23 protein-coding genes and 2 pseudogenes are annotated in these 26,411 nt (G+C 62.9%); 16 read left to right on the top strand and 9 right to left on the bottom strand.

The window, feature by feature from the left end; all coding sequences use genetic code 11:
- Positions 1 to 133 precede the first annotated feature (133 nt).
- From QM806_RS07510 to QM806_RS07435, 16 genes and pseudogenes are all read left to right on the top strand, one after another.
- The gene (locus tag QM806_RS07510) at positions 134 to 1,492 is read left to right on the top strand and encodes an MFS transporter (protein ID WP_169693370.1); all 1,359 of its coding nucleotides are present in this window, start codon (positions 134 to 136) and stop codon (positions 1,490 to 1,492) included.
- A gap of 285 nt (positions 1,493 to 1,777) precedes the next feature.
- Positions 1,778 to 3,232 (top strand): 4-hydroxyphenylacetate 3-hydroxylase N-terminal domain-containing protein, encoded by a 1,455-nt coding sequence (locus QM806_RS07505; RefSeq protein WP_169693371.1) that lies wholly within the window; start codon positions 1,778 to 1,780, stop codon positions 3,230 to 3,232.
- A 77-nt stretch (positions 3,233 to 3,309) separates the two neighbouring features.
- A complete protein-coding gene (locus QM806_RS07500; protein ID WP_169693372.1) occupies positions 3,310 to 4,086 on the top strand; it encodes an SDR family NAD(P)-dependent oxidoreductase in 777 nt (258 codons plus the stop codon).
- Positions 4,087 to 4,150: 64 nt separating this feature from the next.
- Complete coding sequence (locus QM806_RS07495; RefSeq protein ID WP_169693373.1) at positions 4,151 to 5,647, top strand: class I adenylate-forming enzyme family protein; 1,497 nt, start codon at positions 4,151 to 4,153, stop codon at positions 5,645 to 5,647.
- A 48-nt stretch (positions 5,648 to 5,695) separates the two neighbouring features.
- The gene (locus tag QM806_RS07490) at positions 5,696 to 6,973 is read left to right on the top strand and encodes an aminotransferase family protein (protein ID WP_169693374.1); all 1,278 of its coding nucleotides are present in this window, start codon (positions 5,696 to 5,698) and stop codon (positions 6,971 to 6,973) included.
- Between the two features lie 2 nt (positions 6,974 to 6,975).
- Positions 6,976 to 8,463 (top strand): NAD-dependent succinate-semialdehyde dehydrogenase, encoded by a 1,488-nt coding sequence (locus tag QM806_RS07485; RefSeq protein ID WP_283290914.1) that lies wholly within the window; start codon positions 6,976 to 6,978, stop codon positions 8,461 to 8,463.
- Between the two features lie 46 nt (positions 8,464 to 8,509).
- The gene (locus QM806_RS07480) at positions 8,510 to 9,616 is read left to right on the top strand and encodes an NAD(P)-dependent alcohol dehydrogenase (protein ID WP_169693375.1); all 1,107 of its coding nucleotides are present in this window, start codon (positions 8,510 to 8,512) and stop codon (positions 9,614 to 9,616) included.
- Between the two features lie 69 nt (positions 9,617 to 9,685).
- Entirely contained in the window at positions 9,686 to 11,203 is a 1,518-nt protein-coding gene (locus QM806_RS07475) for an aldehyde dehydrogenase family protein (protein ID WP_283290913.1), read from the top strand.
- Positions 11,204 to 11,443: 240 nt separating this feature from the next.
- Entirely contained in the window at positions 11,444 to 12,559 is a 1,116-nt protein-coding gene (gene ald / locus QM806_RS07470) for an alanine dehydrogenase (protein ID WP_169693377.1), read from the top strand.
- Between the two features lie 37 nt (positions 12,560 to 12,596).
- Entirely contained in the window at positions 12,597 to 13,097 is a 501-nt protein-coding gene (locus QM806_RS07465; protein WP_169693378.1) for a MaoC family dehydratase, read from the top strand.
- Positions 13,094 to 14,038 (top strand): amidohydrolase family protein, encoded by a 945-nt coding sequence (locus tag QM806_RS07460; RefSeq protein ID WP_169693379.1) that lies wholly within the window; start codon positions 13,094 to 13,096, stop codon positions 14,036 to 14,038. The genes QM806_RS07465 and QM806_RS07460 overlap by 4 nt, the downstream gene beginning before the upstream one ends.
- 13 nt (positions 14,039 to 14,051) lie before the next feature.
- Positions 14,052 to 14,510: a hypothetical protein gene (locus QM806_RS07455; protein ID WP_169693380.1), complete on the top strand. Its 459-nt coding sequence runs from the start codon at positions 14,052 to 14,054 to the stop codon at positions 14,508 to 14,510.
- A gap of 124 nt (positions 14,511 to 14,634) precedes the next feature.
- Complete coding sequence (locus tag QM806_RS07450; protein ID WP_169693381.1) at positions 14,635 to 15,735, top strand: zinc-dependent alcohol dehydrogenase; 1,101 nt, start codon at positions 14,635 to 14,637, stop codon at positions 15,733 to 15,735.
- 587 nt (positions 15,736 to 16,322) lie between these two features.
- Positions 16,323 to 16,706, top strand: coding sequence for an MmcQ/YjbR family DNA-binding protein (locus QM806_RS07445; RefSeq protein WP_169693382.1), 384 nt, complete (start codon positions 16,323 to 16,325; stop codon positions 16,704 to 16,706).
- On the top strand, positions 16,687 to 17,208 hold the full coding sequence (locus QM806_RS07440; protein ID WP_212636114.1) for an MmcQ/YjbR family DNA-binding protein: 522 nt from the start codon (positions 16,687 to 16,689) through the stop codon (positions 17,206 to 17,208). The genes QM806_RS07445 and QM806_RS07440 overlap by 20 nt, the downstream gene beginning before the upstream one ends.
- A gap of 351 nt (positions 17,209 to 17,559) precedes the next feature.
- Positions 17,560 to 18,570 (top strand): annotated as a pseudogene (locus tag QM806_RS07435) (IS1380 family transposase); the annotation flags it as partial.
- A 366-nt stretch (positions 18,571 to 18,936) separates the two neighbouring features.
- Here QM806_RS07435 and QM806_RS07430 read toward each other — a convergent pair.
- The 9 genes and pseudogenes from QM806_RS07430 to QM806_RS07390 form a co-directional block, all read right to left on the bottom strand.
- The gene (locus QM806_RS07430) at positions 18,937 to 19,716 is read right to left on the bottom strand and encodes an HpcH/HpaI aldolase family protein (protein WP_169693383.1); all 780 of its coding nucleotides are present in this window, start codon (positions 19,714 to 19,716) and stop codon (positions 18,937 to 18,939) included.
- Between the two features lie 54 nt (positions 19,717 to 19,770).
- Positions 19,771 to 20,574 (bottom strand): alpha/beta fold hydrolase, encoded by an 804-nt coding sequence (locus tag QM806_RS07425; protein WP_169693384.1) that lies wholly within the window; start codon positions 20,572 to 20,574, stop codon positions 19,771 to 19,773.
- Positions 20,575 to 20,658: 84 nt separating this feature from the next.
- On the bottom strand, positions 20,659 to 21,414 hold the full coding sequence (locus QM806_RS07420; RefSeq protein WP_169693385.1) for an SDR family NAD(P)-dependent oxidoreductase: 756 nt from the start codon (positions 21,412 to 21,414) through the stop codon (positions 20,659 to 20,661).
- A gap of 17 nt (positions 21,415 to 21,431) precedes the next feature.
- Positions 21,432 to 21,638 (bottom strand): annotated as a pseudogene (locus QM806_RS07415) (ketol-acid reductoisomerase); the annotation flags it as partial.
- Positions 21,639 to 21,664: 26 nt separating this feature from the next.
- Entirely contained in the window at positions 21,665 to 22,417 is a 753-nt protein-coding gene (locus QM806_RS07410; protein WP_212636115.1) for an SDR family NAD(P)-dependent oxidoreductase, read from the bottom strand.
- A gap of 79 nt (positions 22,418 to 22,496) precedes the next feature.
- Entirely contained in the window at positions 22,497 to 23,939 is a 1,443-nt protein-coding gene (locus QM806_RS07405; RefSeq protein ID WP_169693387.1) for a 4-hydroxyphenylacetate 3-hydroxylase N-terminal domain-containing protein, read from the bottom strand.
- Between the two features lie 343 nt (positions 23,940 to 24,282).
- On the bottom strand, positions 24,283 to 25,284 hold the full coding sequence (locus QM806_RS07400; RefSeq protein WP_283290908.1) for an MFS transporter: 1,002 nt from the start codon (positions 25,282 to 25,284) through the stop codon (positions 24,283 to 24,285).
- Positions 25,284 to 25,646, bottom strand: a complete 363-nt coding sequence (locus QM806_RS07395) for an MFS transporter (RefSeq protein ID WP_169693389.1) — start codon at positions 25,644 to 25,646, stop codon at positions 25,284 to 25,286. Before QM806_RS07395 ends, QM806_RS07400 begins: the two co-directional genes overlap by 1 nt.
- 173 nt (positions 25,647 to 25,819) lie before the next feature.
- Positions 25,820 to 26,320, bottom strand: coding sequence for a flavin reductase family protein (locus tag QM806_RS07390; protein ID WP_169693390.1), 501 nt, complete (start codon positions 26,318 to 26,320; stop codon positions 25,820 to 25,822).
- Positions 26,321 to 26,411 lie beyond the last annotated feature (91 nt).

Genomic DNA, 26,411 nt, shown 5'->3' with positions numbered 1-26,411 from the left:
CCAGGCGTTCCCTGTTCGAAGCGTTCCCTGTTCTCAACGCTCCGGTTCCCGTATGGCCGGCCCCGTGCCCGTGCAGACTCAAATCCCCGTGTGGCTCGCCCCGGCGCAGCCGTTCACAGAAAGTTGGAAGTCCGTGACTACTCCAACCACACGACCATCAGATCGACGGCTCATCGCGTCCAGCCTAACCGGAACCACGATCGAGTACTTCGACTTCTTCGCCTACGCCACCGCCGCTTCGCTAGTGTTCAACAAGGTGTTCTTCCCGGACCACGATCCCCTGGTCGGAACGATCCTTGCCTTCGGCGGTATCGCGGTCGGCTTCATCGCCCGGCCCTTCGGTGCCGCCCTGTTCGGGCACCTGGGTGACCGCATCGGGCGCAAGTCCGCACTGTTCATGACTCTGGCCATCATGGGCGTGGGCACCTGCGGCATCGGTCTCGTGCCCAGTTACGACAAGATCGGGGTGTGGGCACCGATCATCTTGATGCTGCTCCGCCTGCTTCAGGGTCTGGCCTTGGGCGGGGAGTGGGGCGGTGCCGTTCTGATCACCCACGAACACGCCAAATCCGGCCAGGAAGGGCGGTTGACCAGTTATCCGTCCGCGGGCATGCCCTTGGGGCTGATGCTCTCGACCCTGTGCTTCCTGGCAATGTCGTCCATGATCTCTGACGCTGCCTTCGAGTCGTGGGGATGGCGGGTGCCGTTCATCATCGGTGTGGGTTTGGTTGCGGTGGGACTGTTCATCCGTAGCAAGATCCCCGAGACCGGAAACATGATCGAGCTCAAGAAGAGCAACAGTGCGGCCAAGATGCCGCTGGCCACGCTGTTTCGCACCCGGACGGCCAGCCTGCTCCTGTGCGCTGCGGCATTCCTGGCCCAGGGCTTCTACTTCTACGCGGCCTACAGCTTCGGTGTCGCGTACGGCCAGAAGTCCGGAGGATTCTCGTACAACTCACTGCTGATCGGCGCTCTGCTCTTCTCGTTCATGTACTTCGTGAGCATCTTGTACTCCGGGCGACTCTCCGACCGGCTCGGTCGTAAGAGGGTGATGTACTTCGGATACGCGGCGACATTCGTCACCGTGATCCCCTTCTTCATGCTGCTCAGTTCGGACTCCTTGGTGTTCGTGGTCCTCGGGTACATCATCGCCGGAACCGCAGCAGGGTTCATGTACGGGCCCTACGCTGCACTGCTGTGCGAGGCCTTCGAGCCCCGAATTCGTTACACCGGAATCTCTTTGGGGTTGACCATCGGCGGAGTTCTGGGATCGGCCTTCTCCCCGATGCTGTTCACCGAGTTCTATCGTCAGACCGGTTCGTGGCTGCCCGTCGCCGCCTGTGTCATGGTTTCGGCCGTGATCAGCGCAGGGGCAGTCGTGGCACTGAAGTCGTCGCCCGCCGCGATCGACGGTCCGGATTCGCCGACCGGTGGCTCGGAGTCGCAGGTCGAGGATTCCTCCGATGCAGTGCCGCCGACAATACGGGCCTGACCCGGGCGGGCGCTCTTCGTTCGAATGCGAAACCGTATCCACAGTGAGTGGAACCGCGTATGTGCCAACTGCACTTCCACAGTACCGCCACGGCGTTGACCTGCTGCTGAGTCAGATATCAAGGCCGGATTCACCTTGACATGTCGCGTGACATGTTTGTATGCTTATCGATATATGAGAGGCGAGTGAAGGCAGCACGAACGATGACCTTCGATGCTCGACGGTGGTCGGTAATCCGACCGCTAGATCCCCAGACTTCAGCGCTTACACGAGAGGACCCCATCTATGCTTCGCACAGGTGACGAGTACCTGGCATCGTTACGAGACGGTCGGCAGGTGTACGTCGGCGGCAAGCTGATCGACGATGTCACGATCTACGACGGCTTCAGTGGATCGGCGAAAACCGTTGCAAGGCTCTTCGATCGAACTGCTTCGGACCCCGCGCTCACCTACGTCGAGCCGGAGACGGGCGAGAAAACCAGCCTGAACTTTCTGCGCCCGCGTTCCCGGGAGGACCTCACCGCCCGCCGCGCCCTGCACACCGCCTGGGCCGAGGTCAGCAACGGACTGTTCGGTAGGTCACCCGATCACGTCGCGGCGATGGTCACCGGCATGGCCTGCCGACCGGAGGTCACGGGCAACGAGCAGTACGCAGAGAATTTGCTGAACTACTGGCGCCACATTCGAGACAACGACCTGTACCTGTCCTTCGCGGTGCTTCCGCCGGCGGGAAGTAAGTCCGGAAAGTCCTCCGCGGTACAGAACGCCATGCGCGTGATCGCGACCGGTGACGAGGGAGTCACCGTTCGGGGCTACAAAATGCTCGCCACCGGCGGCGCACTGTGCCACGAGATCCTGGTGGGTAACGCACAGCCGCTGCGAGCCGGCGACGAATCCGTGGCGGTCAGCTTCGGTATCGCGGCCAACCACCCCGGGGTCAAAATCCTCTCGCGCAAGCCCTACGCGGCGCACGCCGTGAGCAACATCGACGATCCGTTGGCCGACTTCGACGAATCCGATGCAGCGATCTACTTCGACGATGTCGTCGTGCCGTGGAACCGGATCTTCGTCCTCGACGACTGGCGGGCCAGCTACGGGCTGTTCGTGAACACTCCGGCCCACACCCTCGGCAACTCGCAGGCCCACATCCGCCTGCTCGCGAAGATGCGTTTCATGCTGGCGGCCGCCAAGCGCCTGGGTGACGCCCTGGACTTCACCAGCAATCCCGCAGTGCAGGGCATCTTCGGCGGACTGGCAGCCCGGGTGAAGATGCTCGAGGCCTCCGTCCTCGCGCAGGAATTTCAGCCGGAGCGGTGGGACCACGGCTACGTGTCGCAGGACCGCCAGTTCATGTACGCCAGCAGCAACTGGTCGATGGAGTACTTCTCCGAGTTCTCCACCGAGATGCGACGGATGCTGGCGAGCCACGCGTTCCAGCAGCCCGCCGATGTCAGCGCGTTCGAAGACGACTACACCCGACGGCTGTTCCTGGAGCTCAACCGCACGGACGACTTCGAGGTCGCGCTCGGCAACTACCGCCTCATCCGTCTGATGTGGGGACTTGTCGGTTCCGAGCTGGCCAGCCGCAACAACCAGTACGAGCTGTTCTACGCCGGCCCGCCGCATGTCACACGGAGCCGCATGTACGACTGCTTCGACTGGGCGTCCGCCGAGCAGCGCGTCGACGAGTTCCTCGCTCAGAACGCGACGACCGCGGCAGACGCTCAGACGACACGCTGAACATCCTAAGCGCAGGTGGCGCTCGGCAGTTCGCGGTCGAGCGCACCGTCGAGTCGTTACCTCTTCCAGGAGCAGAAATGAATTCAACCGAACGACGCACAGCGCTGGTGACCGGCGCCAATCGAGGAATCGGTCGCGAAGTGGCCCGGCAGCTCGCCGAAGCCGGACTGCGGGTCGTCATCGGCACTCGAGATCTGGCTGCCGGCGCCACGGCGGCCAAGGAGATCGAGGCCGGACTCGCCGAGGGAGGCCACGACGGAGTCGAAGTAAGCGCGGTGCACTTGGACGTCGCTGCCCGCGACGACGAGTTCGGGAACCCGCACGCGGCCGCCCGGGAGATCGACGAGCGCTTCGGCACTATCGACATCCTGGTCAACAATGCCGGCCGGATGGTCGAGGTGCTTCCTCCCGAGATCACCGGCAAGGACCTGGAAGCCGCCTTCAGTACCAATGTCGCCGGCGTCGCCGAAACCACCCACGCCTTCTTACCCCTGCTCACGCGCTCCACGATGCCCAGGATCGTCAACGTCTCGAGCACCACCGCCTCGCTCCAACTGACGAACGAGGGCAAGGATTTCGGCGGAGATCATTCGGTCCGGGCGCCGTACTCGACGTCCAAGGCCGCACTGAACATGCTGACGCTCCACTACCACAAGGCATTTCAGGCCGACGACAACATGCGCCACATCCGGATCAACGCCATCACTCCCGGATACGTCGCCACGGAGATGACCCGCGGGCTCGGGGCCCGCACGGTCGAGCAGGGTGCACGAGCCCTGGTCACACTCGCACTCAAGGGTGACGACTCACCGTCCGGCGGGTACTTCAACGAAGACGGACCCCTGCCCTGGTGACCGACGCGACTCCGGTGGTTCCGGCCACCTCCTCTTCCCGTGACATGTAAGGAAACAACACAGCATGACCAGCTTCGCCGACGACACCCTGTACATGGGCCTGACCACAGGTCCGGATCGACATGCGGTAGCGGACACCTTCGGTGACTGGACATGGCGTGAGCTACACACGCAGGTTCTCGGCGTCGAAACCTATCTGCGCGGATTCGGACTTCCCCGCCGTTCGCGCGTGGTGCTGCTCGGGCCCGACAGCGTGTGGCATCACATCCTGCTCCTCGCCTGTGCGAGGGCAGAGATGATCTTCGTGCCGGTCAACAACCGCTACACCGCCGCCGATGCCGATCACGTCATGCGCTTGATCAAGCCAGCGGTCGGGGTGCTCCATTCCGACTGGAGCTCGATCTTCGCGCACACCGGGTACACCCGCACCGAGGACGGTCTCGGACCGTTCGACGTCGTCACCTGGGACACCTCGGAGACAAAAGACCTCTCGAGGTTCGAGACCGAACGCAACCCCATCCTGATCACCCTCACCTCGGGATCGACGGCGGCTCCGAAGCCGGTGCTGTACAGCTCGGAGGGCGAGACCGCAGTCTCCCGTCTGCACGGTTCGTTGTGGCGACTGAACTCCCGCGATGTACTACTAGCTCCGCCCGCGTTCTCTTGGATCTACGGTCTGGGAACCGCTAATCTCACCGGTCTGATGTCAGGCTCGAAGGCGGTGATGCTGGAACGGTTCAGTCCCACGGTGCTGTGCGATCGGGCCGAGGGCCGCGGCGTCACGGTGTTCATGGGAGTCGTGACGCATTTCCGAATGCTGGTGGAGTACTGCGAGAAGACCGGGCGACGTCCGTTCGGTCCCGAACTTCGCATGGCCGTCAGCGGCGGAGAACGTCGCGACGAGGTGGCCTTCGCCAAGTTCGAGGAAATGTTCGGGGTTCCCGTCCTCGATCTGTACGCCTCCTCGGAAGGCCGGCCCGGGTTCGGGTACGACCCCTTCACCGATCCTCGTCCGGTGTCCGCCTCATGCGGCCAGGTCATTCCTGGCGTCGAGGTCAAGGTGGACACGCCATCGGGTGAGGAACTCGCAGGCGAACTGTTCCTGCGGTCGGAAGGCAACTACATGGGGTACTTCGACCCCGACACTCTCGTCGATCCGGAGGTTACACCCCAGGACTGGCTGCCGATGGGTGACCGTTTCGAAATTGACGATGCGGGTTGGGGATTCGTGGTAGGCAGAAGCAAAGAGGTGATCATTCGAGGCGGCGCCAACATCTCTCCGGTCGAAGTGGAGGCGGCGATCGCCGACCATCCGAACGTCACCGGAGTCGCCGTCGTAGGCATCACAAGCGCCAGTCACGGTGAATCCGTCGCCGCAGCGGTGGTGGGCGACTTCGCCGAACCGGACGAACTCGACAAGGTTCTCACCGCCTACTGCGAATCGCGGTTGGCGAAGTTCAAGATCCCCACCGAGTGGCTCGTCGTGGATCGACTGCCCCGCAACAGCAACGACAAAGTGGACAAGATCGCCGTCAAGGGTTTGTTCAGCGCAACCGTCTGACACGCCCAGTGGGGCATCCCCGCCCACCATCATCTGCAGGAGATTTCCATGGTCAACCAAGCCGAACGTGTTCTGTCCGGACCCGCACTCTGGAGCGCTCAGGCGCACATGCCGTCGGTGCTCGGACGGCAAATCGTCATCGAACGCGCGCAGGGCTCCTACCTCTACACTGCCAACGGCCAACGCCTGTTCGACGGCACCGCCGGCCTGTGGCACGCCAACGTAGGACACTCGCATCCCGAACTCGCCCAGGCAGCGTTTCTGCAGATGCAGACGCTCGAGACCTACCACATCTTCGGCCGGTACCTCAACGACAAGGCCGTACAACTCGGCGAGGTCTTGGCGGACATCTCGCCGATCGCCGACCCCAAGGTCATCCTCAATAGCGGCGGTTCCGATGCGATCGACGTGGCGTGCAAGCTCGCTCGGCGCCACTGGCAAGCGGAGGGACGCACGAGCAAGACACTGATCTTGAGCCGGGACTTCGCGTATCACGGGCTCCACGCGTTCGGAACCAGCATCGCCGGCCTCCAGTTCAACCGCGACGGCTACGGCACCGAGTCCCTGGTGCCCGAGACCGCGCGAATCTCGACGCACGACATCGCTGCGGTCGAGGCGACGATCGCCGAGATCGGCGCGGACAAGATAGCTGCTCTCGTCGCCGAACCGGTTCAGGGCACCGGCGGAGTCAACCCGCCGGCACCGGGCTACCTCGAAGGCCTGCAGCGCCTGTGCCGGGAGAACGACATTCTGCTGATCGCGGATGAGGTCATCACCGGTTTCGGACGTACTGGTGACATGTTCGCCACCGAGCGCTACAAACTCGAGCCTGACCTGATCACCTTCGCCAAGGGAGTCACATCGGGTTACGCCCCGCTGGGCGGGGTACTGGTGTCTCCCTGCATTTGGGAACGCTTCTACCGCAGCGGTGACGACACCCCGATCTTCCGCCACGGTGCCACCTATGCAGGTCATGCGACGGCCTGCGCGGTCGCGCTGCGCCATCTCGAGCTGCTCGAGGAGGAGAAGCTCCTGCCTCGGGTCAAGGAACTCGAGATCGTGCTGACCGACGGACTGCGCCAGTTGGAACGGCTCCCCGGTGTGGCCGACACCCGGGTGGCGGGACTGCTGGGCGGCATCTCGCTGGCCGAGGACATCAGCGCGGAGCGAGTGACCGACGCCCTCGTCGACGAGGGCTTCGTCACCCGACCGCTGCGCGGGAACACCATACAGATCAGCCCGCCGTTCATCACGACGGACGACGAACTCCGTGACCTGCTCGGCGCCATCGAGATCGCACTCTCCAACCAGGACGGGAAGCTCTGACCGTGACCACGACCGACACCATCCTCGAACGAGACTCCTCGGCCTTCACCGCCGCCGCCAAGGTGGTCGCCCGGATCGGCGCGGACCGGGCGGAATCGTCCAGCGACATCGAAGTGCGAGACCCACACGACGATTCCGTCATCGGGTACGTCCGGGACTTCGACGTCGATCGCGCCCTGGAGGCGGTCGCCGCAGCCGATTCAGCCGGTCGCGGATGGGCCGCAACCACGCCCCGACATCGGGCGGACGTCCTGCGTCGCTGGTACGAACTGCTGATCGAGAACGCGGAAGACATCGCGCTGCTGATCACCCTCGAGATGGGCAAGACCCTGGCCGACGCTCGTGCCGAGGTCACCTACGGCGCCGACTTCGTCCGGTGGTATGCCGAGGAGGCGCCCAGGAGCGCCGGCACTGTGCGGGAGGCCCCGTCCGGGGGTGGTCAACTCCTCACTCGCCGAGTTCCTGTCGGTCTGGCTGTGCTGATCACCCCGTGGAACTTTCCGCTCGCGATGGCAACCCGCAAGATCGCGCCTGCCTTGGCCGCCGGCTGCCCGGTCGTGGTCAAGCCCGCCACGCTGACTCCCCTCACGACCTTGTTCGCTGTGCAGCTGGCGGTGGAGGCGGGCGTCCCCGGTGATCTGATTCAGACGGTGACCACCAGCGACTCCGGCGCCTTCAGCAAGGCCGTGCTGGCCGACCCGCGAGTGCGTAAGGTGTCCTTTACCGGTTCGACCGGTGTGGGAAAAGTGCTGCTCCGTCTCGCCGCGGACAACGTCCTCAAATCGTCGATGGAACTGGGCGGAAATGCGCCGTTCCTGGTGTTCGACGATGCCGATCTCGAGCGGGCAGTCGAGGGAGCGCTGCGAGCGAAACTCCGCAACGGCGGACAGTCGTGCATCGCTGCCAACCGCTTCCTGGTCCAGAGCGGTATCGCCGATGCGTTCGTGGAGGGTTTGACCGAACGCCTGGCGGCGCTGCAGGTCGGCAGCGGGCTGTCCGAAGGGGTGGGGCTCGGACCGATGGTCGACCACAAGGCAGTTCACCGCCTGCAGGCACTCGTCGATGACGCCGTGGCCAGGGGTGCAGTACCTCGCACGGAACGATCTGTTCCCGGCAGCCCCGGATCCTACTTCAGGGCAACACTTCTCGACCATGTGCCACAGGACGCCGACGTGGTCACCACGGAGATCTTCGGTCCGATCGCTGCGGTACAACGATTCTCGACGCAGCAGGAAGCGGTGGCCCGTGCGAACGACACCGAATTCGGTCTCGCCGGATATGTTTTCACCGAGAGCCTGGACCGAGCGTTCTCAGTGGCCGACAGCCTGGAGACCGGAATTCTCGGTATCAACCAAGGTGTGCCGTCCAATGCCGCAGCTCCGTTCGGTGGCGTCAAGGAGTCCGGGCTCGGCCGCGAAGGCAGCTCCGAAGGGCTGGAGGAATACCAGGAGACTCGGTTCTACAACCTGGCACTGCGCCACACCGAGTGAGGGATGCACGAGATCGGCCCCGAACCGGACAATCGAGAAGGTAGATATGACCACCACCGTCACCGCCGCCGTAGTTCGAGAAATCGACGCCCCCTTCCAGTTCGAGGAGCTCACGCTCGACGATCCTCGTCTCGACGAGGTTCTCGTCAAGATCGTAGCGGTGGGACTGTGCCACACCGATCTTGCGGTCCAGCACGGGGTCCTCGCACAGGAAATGCCGATCGTGGTAGGCCACGAAGGCGCCGGTGTGGTGGAGAAGGTCGGATCGGCAGTGACCGACGTCGCGGTCGGAGACCGGGTGGTCATCTCATTCTCCGCGTGCGGTGACTGCGCGAACTGCCTGTCCGGGCGACGTGCCTACTGCCTGAAGTTCGGGGAATCCAACTTTTCCGGCTGCCGGCTCGACGGGTCGACCACACTCCGCGACGAGCGCGGCGACGAGGTACACGGATCGTTCTTCGGTCAGTCCTCGTTCGCAACCCACGTGGTCGCCGCCGCACGCGATGTCGTGGTGCTTCCGGAGGATGCACCGCTCGAGCTCGTCGGCCCGCTCGGATGCGGCATACAGACCGGAGCCGGCGCCGTACTGAACTCGCTTGCGGTGCCCGCGGGGGCGACGGTTGCCGTGTTCGGAGCGGGTTCGGTCGGTCTCGCGTCCGTCATGGGCGCGAAGGTGGCCGGCGCCACCACCATCATCGCCATCGATGTGATGGAGGAGCGCCTCGAACTGGCAAAGGAACTGGGTGCCACACACACGCTGAACGGGCGCGACGAGGACATCTCCGACCGGATACTGCAGATCAGCGGTGGTGGAGTGCCCTATGCCGTCGACACCACCGGTGTGGCCCCCGTCATCACGACGCTGTTGAAGGTGACCACGCTCGGTGCCCGGATCGCCTTGCTCGGTGTATCGAAGCCTGGAGCGACAATCGAATTGGGACTGATCACACCGGGCGGAAAAACAATTTTCGGTGTCTATCAAGGAGATTCGACTCCGAAACTGTTCATCCCCGAGATGCTCGCTCTGCATGCCGCCGGGCGGTTCCCGTTCGACCGACTGGTCACTCGATACCGCTTCGACCAACTCGACGACGCCATTGCCGACACCCACAGCGGTGCCGCGGTGAAAGCAGTTCTGACCATGCCCCAGTAGGACCCCCTCGAGGCGGAGTGTCGCCGAAGGATGCACGACCACGAATATCAGCACACGAGAGGAACTGTCATGACTGCTGTGGACGAGTCGGTACAGGTAGGCCACACAAGCTTGCTGAACCGTGCCACCTCGGGTGAGTCCCCGCTCTACATCGACGGAGGTTGGCAGCCGTCGAGCGATGGACGGACGTTCGTCGACCTCGATGTGACCACTCGGTCACAGTGGTCGGTCGCCGCCGACGGCACCGTCGAGGACATGGACGCCGCCATCGCGGCCGCGACCGCCGCACAACCGGCGTGGGAGGCGCTTCTACCCAATGAACGGGCAGCGCACCTTTTTCGCGCCGCGCAGGTCCTCGAGGACAATCAGGAGTACTACGTCGACGCCTTGATCAAGGAGTCGGGATCAACGCGCGGAAAGTCGGAGTGGGAGTGTTGGCTCACCGCGATCGCCCTTCGCGAAGCGGCTGCTCTGACCTCTCGAACTCTCGGTGAAACGTATCCGTCGACCGTTCCCGGAAAGCGGAACTACGTCGAACGGACGGCTGCCGGCGTGGTCGGCGTCATTTCACCGTGGAACTCGCCTCTGTATCTTTCCGCCCGCGGTTTCATCTATGCGGTGGCTCTGGGCAACACCGCGGTGGTGAAGCCTTCCGAGGAGACCCCCGTAACCGGTGGTGCTCTGTTGGCTGAACTGTTCGAGGCAGCCGGTTTCCCGTCAGGGATTCTCAATGTCGTCTCGTGCTCACGAGATCGCGTCGAGGCGGTCGCGGACAAGCTGATAATGGACTTTCGCGTCAAGCGTGTGTGCTTCACCGGATCGACCGCCGTGGGCCGCAAGATCGGGGAGGCCTGCGCGTCGGTGCTCAAGCGCGCAATTCTCGAGATGGGTGGGAAGAATCCGATCCTCGTTCTCGACGATGCCGATGTCGACTACGCCGTGCACGTCGCCTACTACTCGGCATTTCTACATCAAGGACAGATCTGCATGTCGTGCGACAAGGTGATCGTCGCCGAGTCCCTATACCAGACGTTCGTAGACAAGCTGGTCGCCAAGGCGTCGGAGTTGAAGCCGCTCGATCCGGCGAACCCGGAGTCGGTCATCGGACCGATCATCAACGACCGTCAACTGGAACGCATGGAGCGACTCATCCGAGCCGCTGAATCGGCCGGGGCTGACATTCTGGTCGGCGGCACCGTCAAAGGGGCCTACTACACGCCGACCGTCATCACCGGCGTGACACCGGACATGGAGATTTACCACGAGGAGATCTTCGGCCCGGCGACGATGGTCTTCCGCGCGAAGGACGAGACTGAGGCGATTCGGATCGCGAACGACACCCGGTACGGATTGTCCGCTGCCGTCGTCACGAGCGATACCTCGCACGGCCAGGTAGTTGCTCGGCAGATCGACGCCGGCATGGTGCACATCAACGATTCGTGCGTACACGATGAGCCCCACTGTCCCTTCGGTGGCATGAAGGATTCGGGGTGGGTGGGCAAGTGGGGCGGTGCGGGCGCGGTCGAGGCGTTCACCGAACAACGGTGGATCTCGGTGCAGGACAGCCCCAGAGACTTTCCGTTCTAGGAGTTTTCAGGACCCACAGGCGGCCGAGGAATGCAGCATCTCGGCCGCTTGCGCGTGTTCGGGAGTAGTGGCGCGCACCGTGTCGAAGACCTTTCACACCGTTGACATGTCGCGCGACATGTTTATATGATGATTGGCATGATCCGGGTGTTTGCCGCGGCAACATGTAAGGACAACGCGGGAAAGGCGTATCCCAATGACGATTTCTATCCGGACCACACAGGCTGAGAGTGCGTGAGCATGAGAATCGGAGTCCCCAAGGAAGTCAAGAACCATGAGTACCGGGTGGCGATCACGCCGGCAGGTGTTCGCGAGCTCGTCGATGCCGGGCATGCCGTTGCGGTGGAGACCGGCGCCGGCGTCGGTTCACTGATCGCCGACGCGGAGTACCAGGACGCGGGCGCGCAGATTCTCACGAACGCCGACCAGGTCTGGGCCGGAGCAGATCTGGTGCTCAAGGTCAAAGAACCAATCGCCGAGGAATACGGGCGCATGCGTGAGGGGCAGGTTTTGTTCACGTACCTGCATCTCGCCGCTGACCCCGCACTGACCGCAGAACTGTTGGACCGCAAGGTGACCAGCATCGCCTACGAGACGGTGCAGACCGCACAGGGCGCGTTGCCGCTGTTGGCTCCGATGTCCGAGGTGGCCGGTCGTCTTGCGCCCCAGGTGGGCTCGGCGACGCTGCTGCGCAGCGGTGGAGGTCGCGGAATGCTGCTCGGCGGTGTGCCGGGAGTGCTCCCTGCCAAGGTCGTGGTCATCGGGGCCGGGGTGTCCGGTCAGCATGCGGTGCGAATGGCTGTGGGCATGGGCGCGGATGTGACCGTGCTGGATCGTAACCCCCTCGCATTGAAGGCGGTCGACAAGGAATACCAAGGTCGGGTCAAAAACTTGGCATCAAATGCCCTGGCGATTGAACAACAGTGTCTGGACGCCGATCTCGTGATCGGAGCGGTACTGGTCGCCGGCAGCAAGGCACCGACACTGGTCTCGAACAATCTGGTCGCACGAATGAAGCCGGGCTCGGTCCTGGTCGACATCGCGATCGATCAGGGAGGCTGCTTCGAGGACTCCCACCCGACCACGCATGCCGACCCGACGTACCCGGTCCACGGCTCCGTGTTCTATTGCGTGGCCAACATGCCGGGTGCCGTTCCGAACACCTCCACTCACGCACTGACGTCGGTGACACTTCCCTACATCAGCGAGGTGGCAGCCAAAGGTTGGGCCGACGCGTGCCGCGACAACGAAGAGCTGTCCAAGGGTCTGAGCACCCACAACGGCGACCTCACCAACATGCTCGTGGGCGAGGCCCTCAGTCTCGAGGCCGTCGAGCCGGCAGCAGCGCTCGTGTAACCCGTTCGATATCGATTCCGTTCGAAAGGTTGTCTCTATGACTTCAGTCCAAGAAGAATCACTCCCCGCCGACAGTGCGGAAGCGGTCGATCTACTCGAAGGCCGCTACTACGAAGAGGTCTCGACCGGGCAGCGCTTCATCGCTCCGGCGGTCACGATCACCGAGAGCATGATCACCACGGCGTGTGGCTTGTTCCAGGATCTCGCACTGCTGCATCGCGATCATCGGATCGCAGCCGAGAACGGCTTCCGTGGACCGATCGCGCCCGGCGCTTTGACCATGGGCGCCTGCATCGCACCGCTTGCGTTGGTCATCGGCAAGAAGACCGCCACCCACCTGACCGACGAGATCACCTACAAGGCCCCGGTGTATGCCGGCGACACCCTCGACATCGAGATCGTCGCCGTGCACCGCGAAGAGAAGTCGCGTTTCGGTCTCATCGAGTACGCGACACACGTCACCAACCAGGACGGGCAGAAGGTGGCGGAGATCCTGACCAAGATGGGTCACGCCTACGCACCGAAAGGACAGGTATGAGCGACCGCAAGTGGGATGTTGTCGACACGCACGTACATCTCAACCGCACAGCGCAAGAGGGATGGAACGCCCGCACCATCGAGGACCGCTGGGATCGCGGTGGCGACCTTCCCCAGCTCGACCGGTACATGGCCGAGGCCGGTGTGTCCGCGTCGTGGATCATCAACGCATGGCCAACGGAGGCGATGGGGCAAGCGATGCGCGCTCGTGCCCCCCAAGACCTCACCGCCGACGAGCGGACCGCATTCGATGATCGAGTCCGTGAGATCCAGGCGCAGCGGTGCGACCGCAAGAACGCCTGGCTGGTCGAGGTAGCGGCCTCCAACCCCACGAAATACGCGGCGCTCGTGGGCGGCATCGACCCCTACTTCGGTGCCGACTGGGTCGAGGAGCAGGTGGTTAAGCACCACGCAGCAGGTGCTCGTGGCGTCAAGATCATCTCGACCTGGGGGCAGTACTACCCGTCCGATCCCGCGCTCGAGCGGGCCTTCGCCAAGATCGAAGAACTCGACATGGTCATCCTGGCCCACAGCGGCGGCCTCGACGGTCACGTCGGGCATGCCGAGCACGACGACTACGCGTTCCCCGTGCAGTGGCGCCCGGTGCTCGAACGGCACCCGAAGCTGAAGGTCGTCATGGCGCACCTGGGGTACCTGCAACCGCTGACCGGCTACGGCACCGAGATGCACGATCAGCGAGTCCAAATGGCACGCGATTTCGAGAACGTCTATTTCGACCTCTCGTGTGGCTTCGAAGAGGGATTCGACGAGGTGGGCGTCCAGTCCGTGCGCCAGGTCGGTGTCGATCGGTGTCTGTGGGCATCCGACTGGCACAGCCACCGAGCCGTTCTCGGCTTGCAGGGCGTGAAACAGTCGCTTCTCAGCGACGACGAAAAGGCCGCGATTCTCGGTGAGAACGCCCGTCGCGTTCTTCCTCTGTGAAAGGACCACTTCGATGAGCATCATCACACCGACAAGCAATCTGCATGACTCGGCGGTCGAACAGATCGCGCGCAGCATGTTCTCCTTCGCCAACGGTGAGGTGTACCCGGGCCTCGTCAAGCCGACCTGGGGCACCTACACCAACGTCGGCGGCCATAAGAACATGCCCGTCGAGCACCGGTGGGAGCACACCCTCTACCCCGACATCGTCGTCGTGGACACTGCACGCGACAACTCGCCCCGGTTGATCGTCGAGGTGGAGACCGAGGACACCATCACCGAGGAAACACTCGACCGAGTGTGGAAGCTCGACATGGACGAGTGCCCCATCTTCTACCTGTTCGTTCCGGCGGGAACGGCAACCAAGACCGCTGAGCTGCTGTTGAAGTTCCGTGGTATGTGCAAGATCCCTCGCGCGCTGTACACCTACCAGTTCGACGAGCTGTACAACGTGGTCGTCACTCCGGTCTAGAGATCGCGGTAACGAAGCCCGTCGAGGAGCTGTCACCTCCCTCGGCGGGCCTCGCTGCTTTCACCACCGTTGAAACCAACTTCTACCTCCCGCTCGTATCGACCTTGGAAAGTGAGCGTCTGACATGGCGTCGACAGCACGTGCCGCTGTTCTGGAAAGTCCCCGAAATTTCGAGTTCCGTGAGTTCCCCGTTCCTGAAGCCACCGCCGACGATGCCGTGGTCCGCGTCGAAGCCAGCGGACTCTGCGGCACCGACTACGAGCAGTACGTGGGCGGCCTCAGCTTCGGACAGGGCATGCCGATCGTGCCGGGCCACGAGATCATCGGCCGGATCGACAGCATCGGCGATTCCGCGCGGGCACGGTGGGGCGTCGAGGTCGGTGACCGCATCACCGTCGAACCGATCATTCCGTGCGGCGTCTGCTCGGGCTGCATCGAAGGGGCGTTCACCCGCTGTCAGTCCGGACTGGGTTATGGGATGTATCAGAACGTGAATACCGCGCCGGCGTTATGGGGTGGATACGCAACCCATGTGTACCTGCATCCGAGGGCGCTGATCCACAAGCTGCCGAACGACATCCCATCCGACATCATGACCCTGGTCAACCCGCTCTCGAACGCGATCCGGTGGGTGTACGAAGTCGGCGGAGTGGGATTGGGCTCCACCGTGGTGATCGCGGGGCCGGGGCAGCGCGGCCTGCTCGCGGTCGCGGCAGCCAAGAAGGCCGGCGCGAAGGAGATCGTCGTGACCGGGACCTCCGCCGACGAGGGTCGACTGGCGATCGCCCAGCATCTCGGCGCCACCGCGGTCGTCGACGTGGAGAAGGAGGACCCCGTCGCCCGGGTTCGCGAGCTCACCGAGAACCGCATGGCCGACATCGTTCTCGACGTCTCTGCCGGTGCCATGGCACCGATCCTGCAGGGTATCGACATGCTCCGTGCCGGTGGCCGACTCGTGCTGGCAGGCCTCAAGAGCGGCGGGTTGCTCAACGACGTTCCGATCGACAAGATCGTGCTCAGCGAGATCGAACTGAAGGGCGTCGTCAGCGGCGGCTACCGATCGACCGAACTGGCGATCGAGATCATCACCGAAAGCGCCGACACGCTGGCACCGTTGTGCACCCACAACTTCCGCCTCGAGGACGTCGCCGACGCCGTACGGACGTTGGGGCGCGAGATCGGCGACGGCCGGGACGCCGTGCATATCACCTTGACCGTCGACTGACGGTCACTCACCCGCATCTGACACCGGATCACGAAGATGCTGCCCCGTCCAAAAGGTCACGCCGGATCCGGCACACCGCAAGGTCAGAGCCCGCAAAGGTAACGTCAGTGCATTACATCCTCGCACGTGGCCACCGCCGACGACGAACCCCCAGAGAACGTCGCGGGGCGGTCGACCCAGTCCAGTGGGCACGCATACGTCATAGCGGCGTGCCGGTCTTCGAGTTGTGTGGTCAATGTCGGGCAGCTGGCGGGGCTAACCGCCAGCTGCCTCCAAAGTGCCGGTAGTCGAAAACCAGGCAGGCATATCCGGCATGAACAAGCAGCGCTGGATCACACTCCATCCCGGCGAGGGCCTCGACGCGCACACGCTTGACGACCTCGTAACCGAGTCCTACCTACCCACGAGTCGGTGCCGTAGCCGTCGCGGTTGAACTGAAGTCCGGCGATGCTGGTGCCGTACGCGTGGAGCCCGTGGTAGGCGAACTCCCGGCTCAGAATGATCGTGGTGGTGCGGCCCTCCGCCTGCCAGTGACGACGCGCGAGTTTGCATGCAACATCGATCGCGTCCGATCCCCGCTATCGAGAATGACTTTCGGGTTGGGATCGGAGAAAGGGCGGCCAACGCCTCCCCCAGCTCGACGGCCCGATCGTTCAGGTATCGGCCGAAGATGTGGTAGGTCTCGAGCCGTTGCATCTGGGCGTACGCCACCTCGGCGAGTGCAGGGTGGGAGTGTCCGAAGTTGGCGTGCCACACCCGGCGGGGGGAAAGCATTGCAAGCCTCGCACGAACACATCACGCCGGGTTATCACATGAACAAGCAACACTGGATCACGCTGACTCCAGGTGGGGACATCGACGCGCAGCTGGTCGACGATCTGGTGACCGAGTCGTATCTACTGGTCGTTGAAAAGCTGCCGAGGGCGCAGCGGCCGGTCGACCCGACTCGGTTTGGACAGGGCCGGTCATGACGGTCTCAGGGCATCGGGTACAGCAGGCCGCTCGGCGTACGGCCGAGGATCTTCCGGGGTCAGCCACGGGCATCCCTTCACCGAGGGACTGGACGTCTACAAGGTCGCCGGCAAGGTGTTCCTGATCGTCACCGAGGACCCCGCCGAGCGGATCGTCACCGTGAAAGTGCACCCGGATCGCGGGCGCGCGCTGCAGCGCTCCCACGACAGCATCGGCCCCGCCCGATACCTCGACAAACGCCACTGGTTGTCCATAGGCGCAGGGCCGGGCGTTACGACCGATCTGGTGGAGAACCTTGTCGCCGGTTCGTACGAACTCGTCCTCGATCATGTGCCACGCCGTGACCGTCCGCGCGATGCGCAGGACGCCATCGATCAAACCGTGCCGAATCGAACCCACGGCCGCCTGGGCCACCACAGCCGGTTTGTCGAGGTCGGAGTGGCCGTCCCGCTCCGGGAACGATGTGTCCGGCACAGCGGCCCGCTTCGGAACGAAGCATGACGGCAATGTCATTGGCGGCGCGGTTCCAGTCGACGAAGAAGTCGGGTGCCACCGGGTCGAGGTACGGCGACGTAGCGCAGCCGACACACGCAGTTGCAGTTTGGCGGGTCGACATATCCGCAACGACGACATTGCGCGACTTGAGAATTCGTACGCCCGGTTGTAATGGGGGTTCACTGGTATATCGGGTCGAGTCCGCGCCGGCCGCTAAGCCTGGATCCACCGATGCAGTGTCGGGGTAGGTGAGTCGAAACGGCGAGATGCCCTCGCGTGCTGAAAGAATTGGACTTCTCACAGAACCAGTTCGATCGACACGAAGGGCATCTCTAGGGTGCAACTATCCCATACCCCCAACTCGACGCGGTCGCCACCCGATTCCTGCAAGGCCTGGCCGAACGGACACCGCTGGTCGATGGGCCCGACGTCGGTGGGCGGGTGCTGGTCGACCTCGACGACACCATCGTGTCGGTGCACGGGCACGCCAAGCAGGGTTCGGGCTACGGATACACGGGGGTCCGGGGGTTGAACGCGCTGATCGCCACCGCGACCAGCGAGGGGCGGGCTCCGGTGATCGTCGGGCAGCGTCTGCGCCGCGGGGGCTGCGGGTCCCCGCGCGGGGCAGCGCGGATGGTCACCGACGCCGTCGCTACCGTCCGCCGCCTGCACCCGCGCACCCCGGGCGGGGTGTTGGTGCGGGCAGATTCGGCGTTCTACGGGCACAAGATGGTGTCCGCGGCGATCCGGGCCGGGGTGGACGTGTCGGTCACGGTGCGGATGACGGCGAAGGCGAAAGCGGCGATCGCCGCCATCGACGAGACGGCGTGGACACCGATCGAGTACACCGACGCCGTCTACGACGAACAGGCCGGCCGGTGGATTTCCCGGGCCGAGGTCGCCGAGATCGACTTCACCGCGTTCACCCGGCTCGCGTCCGAGCGGACACCGGGCCGGTTGGTGGTGCGCCGGATCCCCGACCTCAATCTGCAGGCCGGGGACGGGCAGGGCACGTTATTCGATACCTGGCGGTTCCACGCGTTTTTCACCACCACCGACCCCGCCGTGCTGGATACGGTGACCGCGGACAAGGTCCACCGCGGGCATGCGATCATCGAGCAGGTCCACGCCGATCTGAAGAATTCCGCGCTCGCGCACCTGCCGTCGGGGCGGTTCGCCGCGAACAGTGCCTGGCTGGTGCTGGCGGTGATGGCGTTCAATCTCACCCGCGCCGCCGCCACCATCACCGGGACCCGCCTGGCACGGGCGACGACCGCCACCATCCGCCGGACCCTGATCACGGTCCCGGCCCGGATCGCGTCCTCGGCACGCCACCACACCTGGAGACGAAAACCGCAGGCCACCTAATCCGCCCGGCCACCCCAGGCCCGACCCGAAAGATCCAGTGGAACAATCCGACACCGAGGTCGGGCGATCACCCACACCCATAAGCCCATCAACGCCCACAACCGGATCCCGACCAACACGTCATCGGTGGATCCAGGCTAAGGTTAGGCTAAGGTACTGCCCACATCTACCGAATCGAAGGCAGTGACGGGAGAGCTGGAACGAGCGCACCCATGAAGAACGCCCCCTCCCACACCCGATCCCTGCCTACGTCCGTCGGCGAGTGCAGTTCCGATTTGAACAATGAAGCCCGCTGAGTCTGAGCGGGCTTCAGCACCACACGAACTCACAGCAGAATATCGGATTGTCAGCCGGTTCTATGGTGCCCTAAAACCAGCTGTGTAAACGTGGTTCGCGGCCGAGTTGGGTGGCCATTGCTCGGATTTGTCTGATCATGAGACCGATGTCGGACCCCAACGAAACCATTCGGAATCCTTGATCCCGTCGAGTAATTGCTTCTTCGGTGCTGCGTGCGACGAGGCCGGCGTGAATGCCGCGTGCTTCGGCCCGTTGCAGGACGTCGAGGTTGATTTCCGCGACGCCGGGACCTTCCCATTCGCCGACCGCACCCCGACTGGCTGACATATCCCCAGGCCCAAGGAAGATCGCCTCGATTCGGTCGACCGACAGGATCGAGTCGAGGTTGTCATAAGCTTCTTGTGTCTCGATCATCGGCAAGAACATCAGTTCGTCGTTGGCGGACTTGACGTAGCTTTCCAACTCGAGACCCCAGGTGACGCTGCGCTCACCGCCAATGCCCCGACGCCCGATAGGGGGGTAATACATGTGCTGGCGGACCGCTTCGACCTCGTCAGCGTTGTTGATGAGTGGCACGATCAGCCCGTGGGCGCCGACATCGAGCGCACGTTTGATCGGTTCCAGGGCTTGGGTGGGGGGTCGCACGAAGACGGACAGTTGGCTACCGCGTGCTGCGGCGAGATGGCCCTGAATGTCCTTGTAGGTCAGGTAGCCATGTTCCATATCGATGCAGATCCAGTCCAATCCCAGGACTGCAGCGACTTCGGTTACGGCGGCGGCTTCCGAGGTGACCCACATACCGTAGGCGGGTTCTTTCGCGGCGAGTCGTGCACGTAACGCTTCGTTCATGTTTTCCATCCTTAATTAAGCTTTATTTTCTTTGGCTGTTTGCATCGGGGAAGTCTATGCATTGTGCGGATATGAAAAATCAAGCAACTGGGCGTTGAACTCGTCCGCTTCGCTCACGTGAGGCTGGTGTCCGCTGTGCTCAAAAATAGTAAATCGACTATCGGGTATTTGGTCGGCAACCCACTGCATTCCTTCCGGGTGATAGTAATTCGTAAATCTAGAAGTAACCACCCAGGTCGGTACGGTTATCCGTGGTAAGACATCTCGCCAGTCGGAGACGAAGTGGTTGAGGAAAAGTTTGGACACCGCAGCGTGGTCGAAGGATGCCCACGGTTCTTCTGCCATCGCAGAGCCGGGAGGCAGTGGAGGTTCCTGATCTTCATTGCTCCATTTGATGCGGAAATTCACACAGTCATCGACATTGCTCCAGTTCACACCTTTGACGCCCCAGTGCCAGTGCTCGTCGTTGATAATTTTCGGTGATTGATCGATATGGACGAAGCGCTCAATCCGATCGAGTCCGGAGATCATGAACATCGCGTGTGACACCGACACCCCCATGGAATGCCCCACCAAGGTCACCTGATTGAGATCTAGCGCCGAAATCAATTCGCGGACGTCCTGACCCATACGTGCGATCGTTTGTCCGTGCGGCGGTTTCTGGGAGTCGCCGTGACCCCTCAGGTCGAGTGCTATCACTCGATGGTCGGCATCCAACAGTGCCTTACGCTGATACTCCCAGTGTCCTCGTCGACAGCCGTAACCATGTAGGAAGACGAAGGCGCGGCCGACACCTTCATCGTCGTAGATCAATTCAACATCGTCGGACGTAATGAACGACAATCCCTGTCCTGACACCTGACCTCCTTCTGAGGGTTTGAGACAAACGGGCGAATGCACTCTGCTCCGATGTCGTGGAGATTGAACCTCTGTACGGTGTAGCTATATGTTCAGCAGTCCTGCAGCGACGAATCCGCCGTCGACTGGCAGGGTGTGTCCGGTGATATAACCGGCCTGTTCCGAAGCGAGAAACCCAACGGCGAAAGCGATTTCCTCAGGGTTGCCATACCGCCGCAACGGAATGTGGCGGTAATACGACTTTCGGGTTTCCTCGCTGTGCGTTATATGAGCGAGAGGCGTTTCGATGGGACCGGGCGCAACAGCGTTCGCCGTGATACCCGCATCCCCGAGCTCGACGGCAAATTGGCGGGTCAAAGCGTCGACGCCGGCTTTAGCCGACCCATATGCGGTCCGGCCGACACCGGCCCGGATCCCGCTGATCGAGCTGATATTGACAATGCGCCCCCACCTGCGCTCGACCATCATCTTCGCCGCCCGTTGGCTGCAACGGAAGGCCCCCGTCAAATTGATGTTGATGGTCTTCTCCCAGACGTCATCCGGGAAGGAAAGTATGTCGTGCACCTGCGATATACCAGCATTATTTACAAGGATGTCGCACCGCCCATGCTTGGTCGCGATAGCGTCAAAAGCCGTCTGAATCGAATCGTTGTCCCCGATATCGATATGCTGAGCTTCCGCACTGTAAGACCGGGCGTTCAACGCAGATGCAACTTTTTCCGCGCTCGAGACATCCCGATCGGCGACGATGATGTGGTGTCCCGCGTCTGCGAGAACCTCGGCGCACGCAGCACCGATTCCAGAGCCCGCACCCGTGACAATTGCTACTCGAGTATCCATTGCTTCCTTCTCTGATGTCAGGCGGTTTCGGTGATCGGCCGGTCGACCCAGCTCATCAAATCGCGCAGCTTCTTGCCGGTGACCTCGATGGGGTGCTCGGCGTTGGCCTTGCGCAGACCCTCGAGCTCGGTGTTGCCGTTCTCGACATTCGCGACGAGGCGGCGGGTGAACTCACCCGACTGGATGTCGGCCAGGATCGCCTTCATCCGCTCCTTGGTGCCGGCTCGATGCCGGCCCGACGGTCCGGACGTCACCAGGGCAATGGCCCGTCCTCGTTGAAGTAGCCACCGGACGGTGAGTCCTCACCTCTCAACGCCAGCGTGACCAGGGCGCGAGCGCCTTGCTCGATGGTGCGGGCGCCGAGGCCGTGGTTCATCTCGGTAGCGACATATCCGGGTGTGATCGCGTTGATCTTGATGTGGCGCAACGACTCATCCGCCTGGAATGCTTTGTTGTAATGCAGCGTAAGCATGTTCAGCGCCGCCTTGGACGTCGAGTACGGCGCCCGCACCGAGTGGTCACCGCCGAAATCCTTGCCCTCGTTGGTCAGCTTCAGGGACGCGGTTGTACTCGACACGTTTACGATGCGCGGAGCGTCCGCCTGTGTGAGCAGCGGGAGGCAGGCGTGGGTGGTTTCGGCAACGCCTGCCACGTTGGTGGTGAACGCCGCCTCTAGGTCCTTGCCGGTGATGTCCGGAGGAAGAACTTCGACCATCCGTCCGGCGTTGTTGATCAGGATGTCGAGCCTGCCGTAACGCTTGCTGATCTCCTCGGCCGCGCTGTGTGCGTTGCCGAACTCTTCGCCTCGCGCCGCCACGTCCAGTTGGACCGCGGTCACTTCCGGGCCGTCTTGGTCGGCCGCGAGCTCGGCCTGGATCTCTTTGGCGGCTCGAGTGCCGGCGGCCAGGTCGCGCGAGCCGATCACGACCGTCAATCCGGCCTCGGCGAGCTGGCGCGCGACCTCGCGGCCGATCCCTCGGTTGCCGCCGGTAACCAGCGCCACTCGTCGTTCACTACTTCCCATCATCTACTCCCGAAGGTGTCTTACGCATGTGGTTACTGCGTTCTACGGCGACTTCCGCTCAGTTGATGCCATCATCAGCCGCGGTCTGGGCGAGGAACTCGTCGACGCGGGCCTCGGCGGACTCCCAGTCGAAGTAGTCGTACATCCGGCTCCGGGTGACGTGCGGCGGCCCGGCGTAGAAAAGCTCGTACTGGTTGTTGCGGCTGGCCAACTCGGAGCCGACCAGACCCCACATGAGGCGGATGAGCCGGTAGCGGCCCATAGCGACCTCGAAGTCGTCGGTGCGGTTGAGCTCCAGGAAGAGCTTGCGCGTGTAATTGTCGTCGAAGGCGCTCACGTCCGCCGGCTGCTGAAACGCGTGGCTGGCCAGCATGCGTCGCATCTCAGTGGCGAAGTCCGAGAAGTACTCCATCGACCAGTTGCTGTTCGCGTACATGAACTGGCGGTCCTGGGACACGAAGCCGTGGTCCCAGCGCTCGGGCCGAGACTCCTGGGCGATCACAGACGCCTCCAGCATCTTCACCCGTGCCGCGAGTCCTCCGAGGACGCCCTGCACGGCCGGGTTGGTGTTGAAATCGAGGGCTTCACCCAGGCGCTTGGCTGCCGCGAGCATGAAGCGCATTTTGGTGAGCAGACGAATGTGGGCCTGAGCGTTGCCGAGCGTGTGTCCCGGAGTCTCGACGAACAGTCCATAGCTGGCCCGCCAGTCGTCGAGGACGAAGATCCGGTTCCACGGCACGACGACATCGTCGAAGTAGATCGCTGCATCGGATTCGTCGAAGTCGGCGAGGGGGTCGTCGATCTTGCTCACGGCGTGCGCCGCGTACGGTTTACGCGAGAGGATTTTGACCCCGGGGTGGTTGGCCGCGATACCGAAGCTGACCGCCACGGATTCGTCGCCGTCTCGCAGCGGCTGTGCGTTACCCACCAAAATCTCGTGACAGAGGGCACCGCCGGTGGCGAGCATTTTGAAGCCGCGGACGGTGACACCGGCGTCGCTGGTGTCGATCACGCGCATGGCGTTCTGCACGGCGGATGACTTGCCCGCCTTACTTCCGGCAGGCGGAAGGACCGCGAAGGAGAGGTAGAGGTCGTTATCGCGAATGTGGCGCCAGTAGTTGAGCAGGTTCTCTGCGTACTGGTCGTTTCCGGTGACCTCCGGGCGGCACGCCATACCGGTGATCATCGCGGCCACGTGGTCGGGTGAGCGCCCGAACAGACCATTGCTCACATCCGCCCAGGCCGTGTGCAGCGTCCGCCGCAGGGCGAGATCCTCACCCGAGCGCGGACGCAGAAAGTTCACGCTCGTTTTCTCCGCGGTCTCCTGCTCGACATAGGCCAGTGACGGGTCCGAAGAGGTGCGGTCGAAAAGCCGGGCAACGGTGTTTGCCGCACCGCAGAAACCGCGGTGGGTCGTGACGTCGTCGACGAGTTCTCCTCCGACGTACACCTGCCGGCCGTCCTGTAGGGAAGCCAGGAATTCATCACCAGTGCGAAGCATTCGAGCGGTCCTTTCTGGAAAAATTCGGCGATCGGAGCACCGAACCCCTGGCTGAGCTCGCCGCTTCTATATAGAACATCGTCGAGAAACCGCACCGCGGAGAGCTACGTTTCCGCCAATTGCATGTCAATAAGCATAGGAACATGTCGTGTGTCATGTCAATAGTTCGATGGTCTGCCGATGACGTATCGAGGATAAGTACGGGGAAATTCAACAAATCGAGTCATGCTCGCCTGTCCCGTCCGGCACTCGCGGATGTGGACTGTCGATGTGGCTGAGTGGTGGGTCAGTGTCGATGTGAACACCGGTTTCGAGGGAGCAACCGGTGGTCACGTCGAGCGATCTAGGAGTGTGCGGCCCTTTCCGGCTCGGCGCGACGCGGAGACTGCTCGTCCCAGTTGTCCATTGAGTCAGAGGTGGCCGAGGCTCTGCTATTAGCCGTCTGCAGCGCTGCGACGGCACCGGCGCTGATGATTGCCGAGACCATCACACAGGCAGCGATAGGCATCCAGGTGTCGGTCAACCGGTAGACCTCGGTGAAGAGCATCGGAGAGAACGCGGAGCCGAGTACGCCGCCGATGGTCAAGCCCAGGGCGATGCCGGTGTAACGGATCCTCGCCTCGAACGCCTCGCACAACAATGCGGCATATGGCCCATACATGAACCCGGCCGAGCCGCCGGCCATAACGAAAGCCAGAACCGCAATAGCCATCGAACCCGAACTCAGCATTGCAAAGAAAGGAATAACGGTCACAAATGTCGCTGCATAGCCGAAATACATGACCGTCTTGCGACCGATCCGATCAGATAGCCAGCCCGAGAACAGAATCGTCACGAAGTACATAAACGAGAAAAGCAACGTCGAAAAAAGTAGCGATTTGTACGAGTACCCGACCGATTCCGTGCCATAGGCGACGCCAAAGCTATAGGCGGCATAAAAGTAAAATCCTTGAGCGAGGAACGCGAAGGCGCACAGCAGCAAGCTGACCGCGCGTGTCCGGAACAGCGTCGCGAGCGGCATTCTGGCCTGCTTGTTGTTATTCTTGAGCTCCATCATGTCGTCGGTCTCCGGGATCCTGCTACGGATGAACAGACCCACACCCACCAGCGCAACGCCGATGAGGAACGGCACGCGCCAGCCCCAGGACTCGAACGATGCGTCGGAGATCATCGCCGACATTCCCAGGAAACACAGCGTCGAAAGCATCAGGCCCAGCGGCATGCCGGCAGATGGGAAAGCCGTGAGCGTCCCCTCCTTGCCCGGCTTAGCGTGCTCGTGCGTGACCAGTACCGCCCCACCCCATTCGCCTCCGAGCGCCAGACCCTGGAGCAGACGCAGCATCATCAACAGTATGGGCGCCCACACCCGATCTGGTTGTAGCTGGGGACCAGGCCGATACCCATCGTGCCGATTCCCATGATCGCGAGCGTCATGAAGAGGGCGGACTTGCGGCCGACACGATCGCCGAGATGTCCGAACAGCGCCGCCCCGAATGGGCGAGCGACGAATCCGACCGCGATACCACCGAAGGCCAGGATGGTGCCAACAAGTGGATCCTGATCGGGGAAGAAGACCTTGTTGAAGACCAGCGACGCCGCCGTCGCGTACGCGAAGAAATCGAAATACTCGATGGTGGTACCGGTCAGGCTCGAAGCTATGAGCGTCCTGTTACTCGGGGCCGGTGGGGCTTGCGTTGAGGCGGTCACGAGACTCCTCCTTTCTATAGAGGGTATGGCGCGGCCACACATGTGCGTGCCTACGCGGGTCCGCCGTCACCGCGTCTTCGGAGTGAGGGCGTAAGTTGCCGGCTGTGATGGCCGGCCCTGCTGACCAGGGTCGCGGGCCAGCACGTATACCGAACCCGAGATCGTATCGAGGGTCAGGCGGTGAGGCGCTGGAACCTGCGCTGTAGATAGAGCAGCGGCTCCGACGGCCCTTCACTGGTGCGCACGTGGGTAATGCGTCCCACGAGGATCTGATGGGTGAACTGAGGAATGCAGTCATCGAGATCACAAACCAGGGTTGCGGTCGCGCTTCGCAGCGCCGGCATCGGCCACCCCGCGGGCTGGTCGAGATGCCCGGCGTCGATAATCTTGCTCTGCCCGGGCCGAGATAGCTGGTGCGCCAACTCTTCAGACCCTGCGGATAAGAAGTTGACGGAGAAGCGCTTACGCTCGTTGATCGTGCGGAACGTCTGGTTCTCATGGTTGAGAAGGACAATCAGTGAGGGCGGGTCGTTGGACAGCGACGAGATGGCAGTGGCTGTCATACCGTGCATGTTCCCGCGCTCGTCGCACACGCCGATGATGCCGACAGTTGCCGCGACCCGGCCGAATGCATCCTGGAAATCCTGTTTCAGGTCGACCTCGACGCCCGTCATGCCGTAGGCCCCCCGTTTCGGGAGGCGGCGACCTCGTCGATCAACCCGGACCAGAGCTTCGCTGTCAGCCCGTCAAACAGGCCCGGTGCGT

It is taken from the genome of Rhodococcus sp. IEGM 1351 (assembly GCF_030056875.1).
GTDB classification, from domain to species: Bacteria; Actinomycetota; Actinomycetes; order Mycobacteriales; family Mycobacteriaceae; genus Rhodococcus_F; species Rhodococcus_F opacus.
Note: the sequence above shows the minus strand (reverse complement) of the source record. Positions and strands in the feature narration are given on the sequence as shown.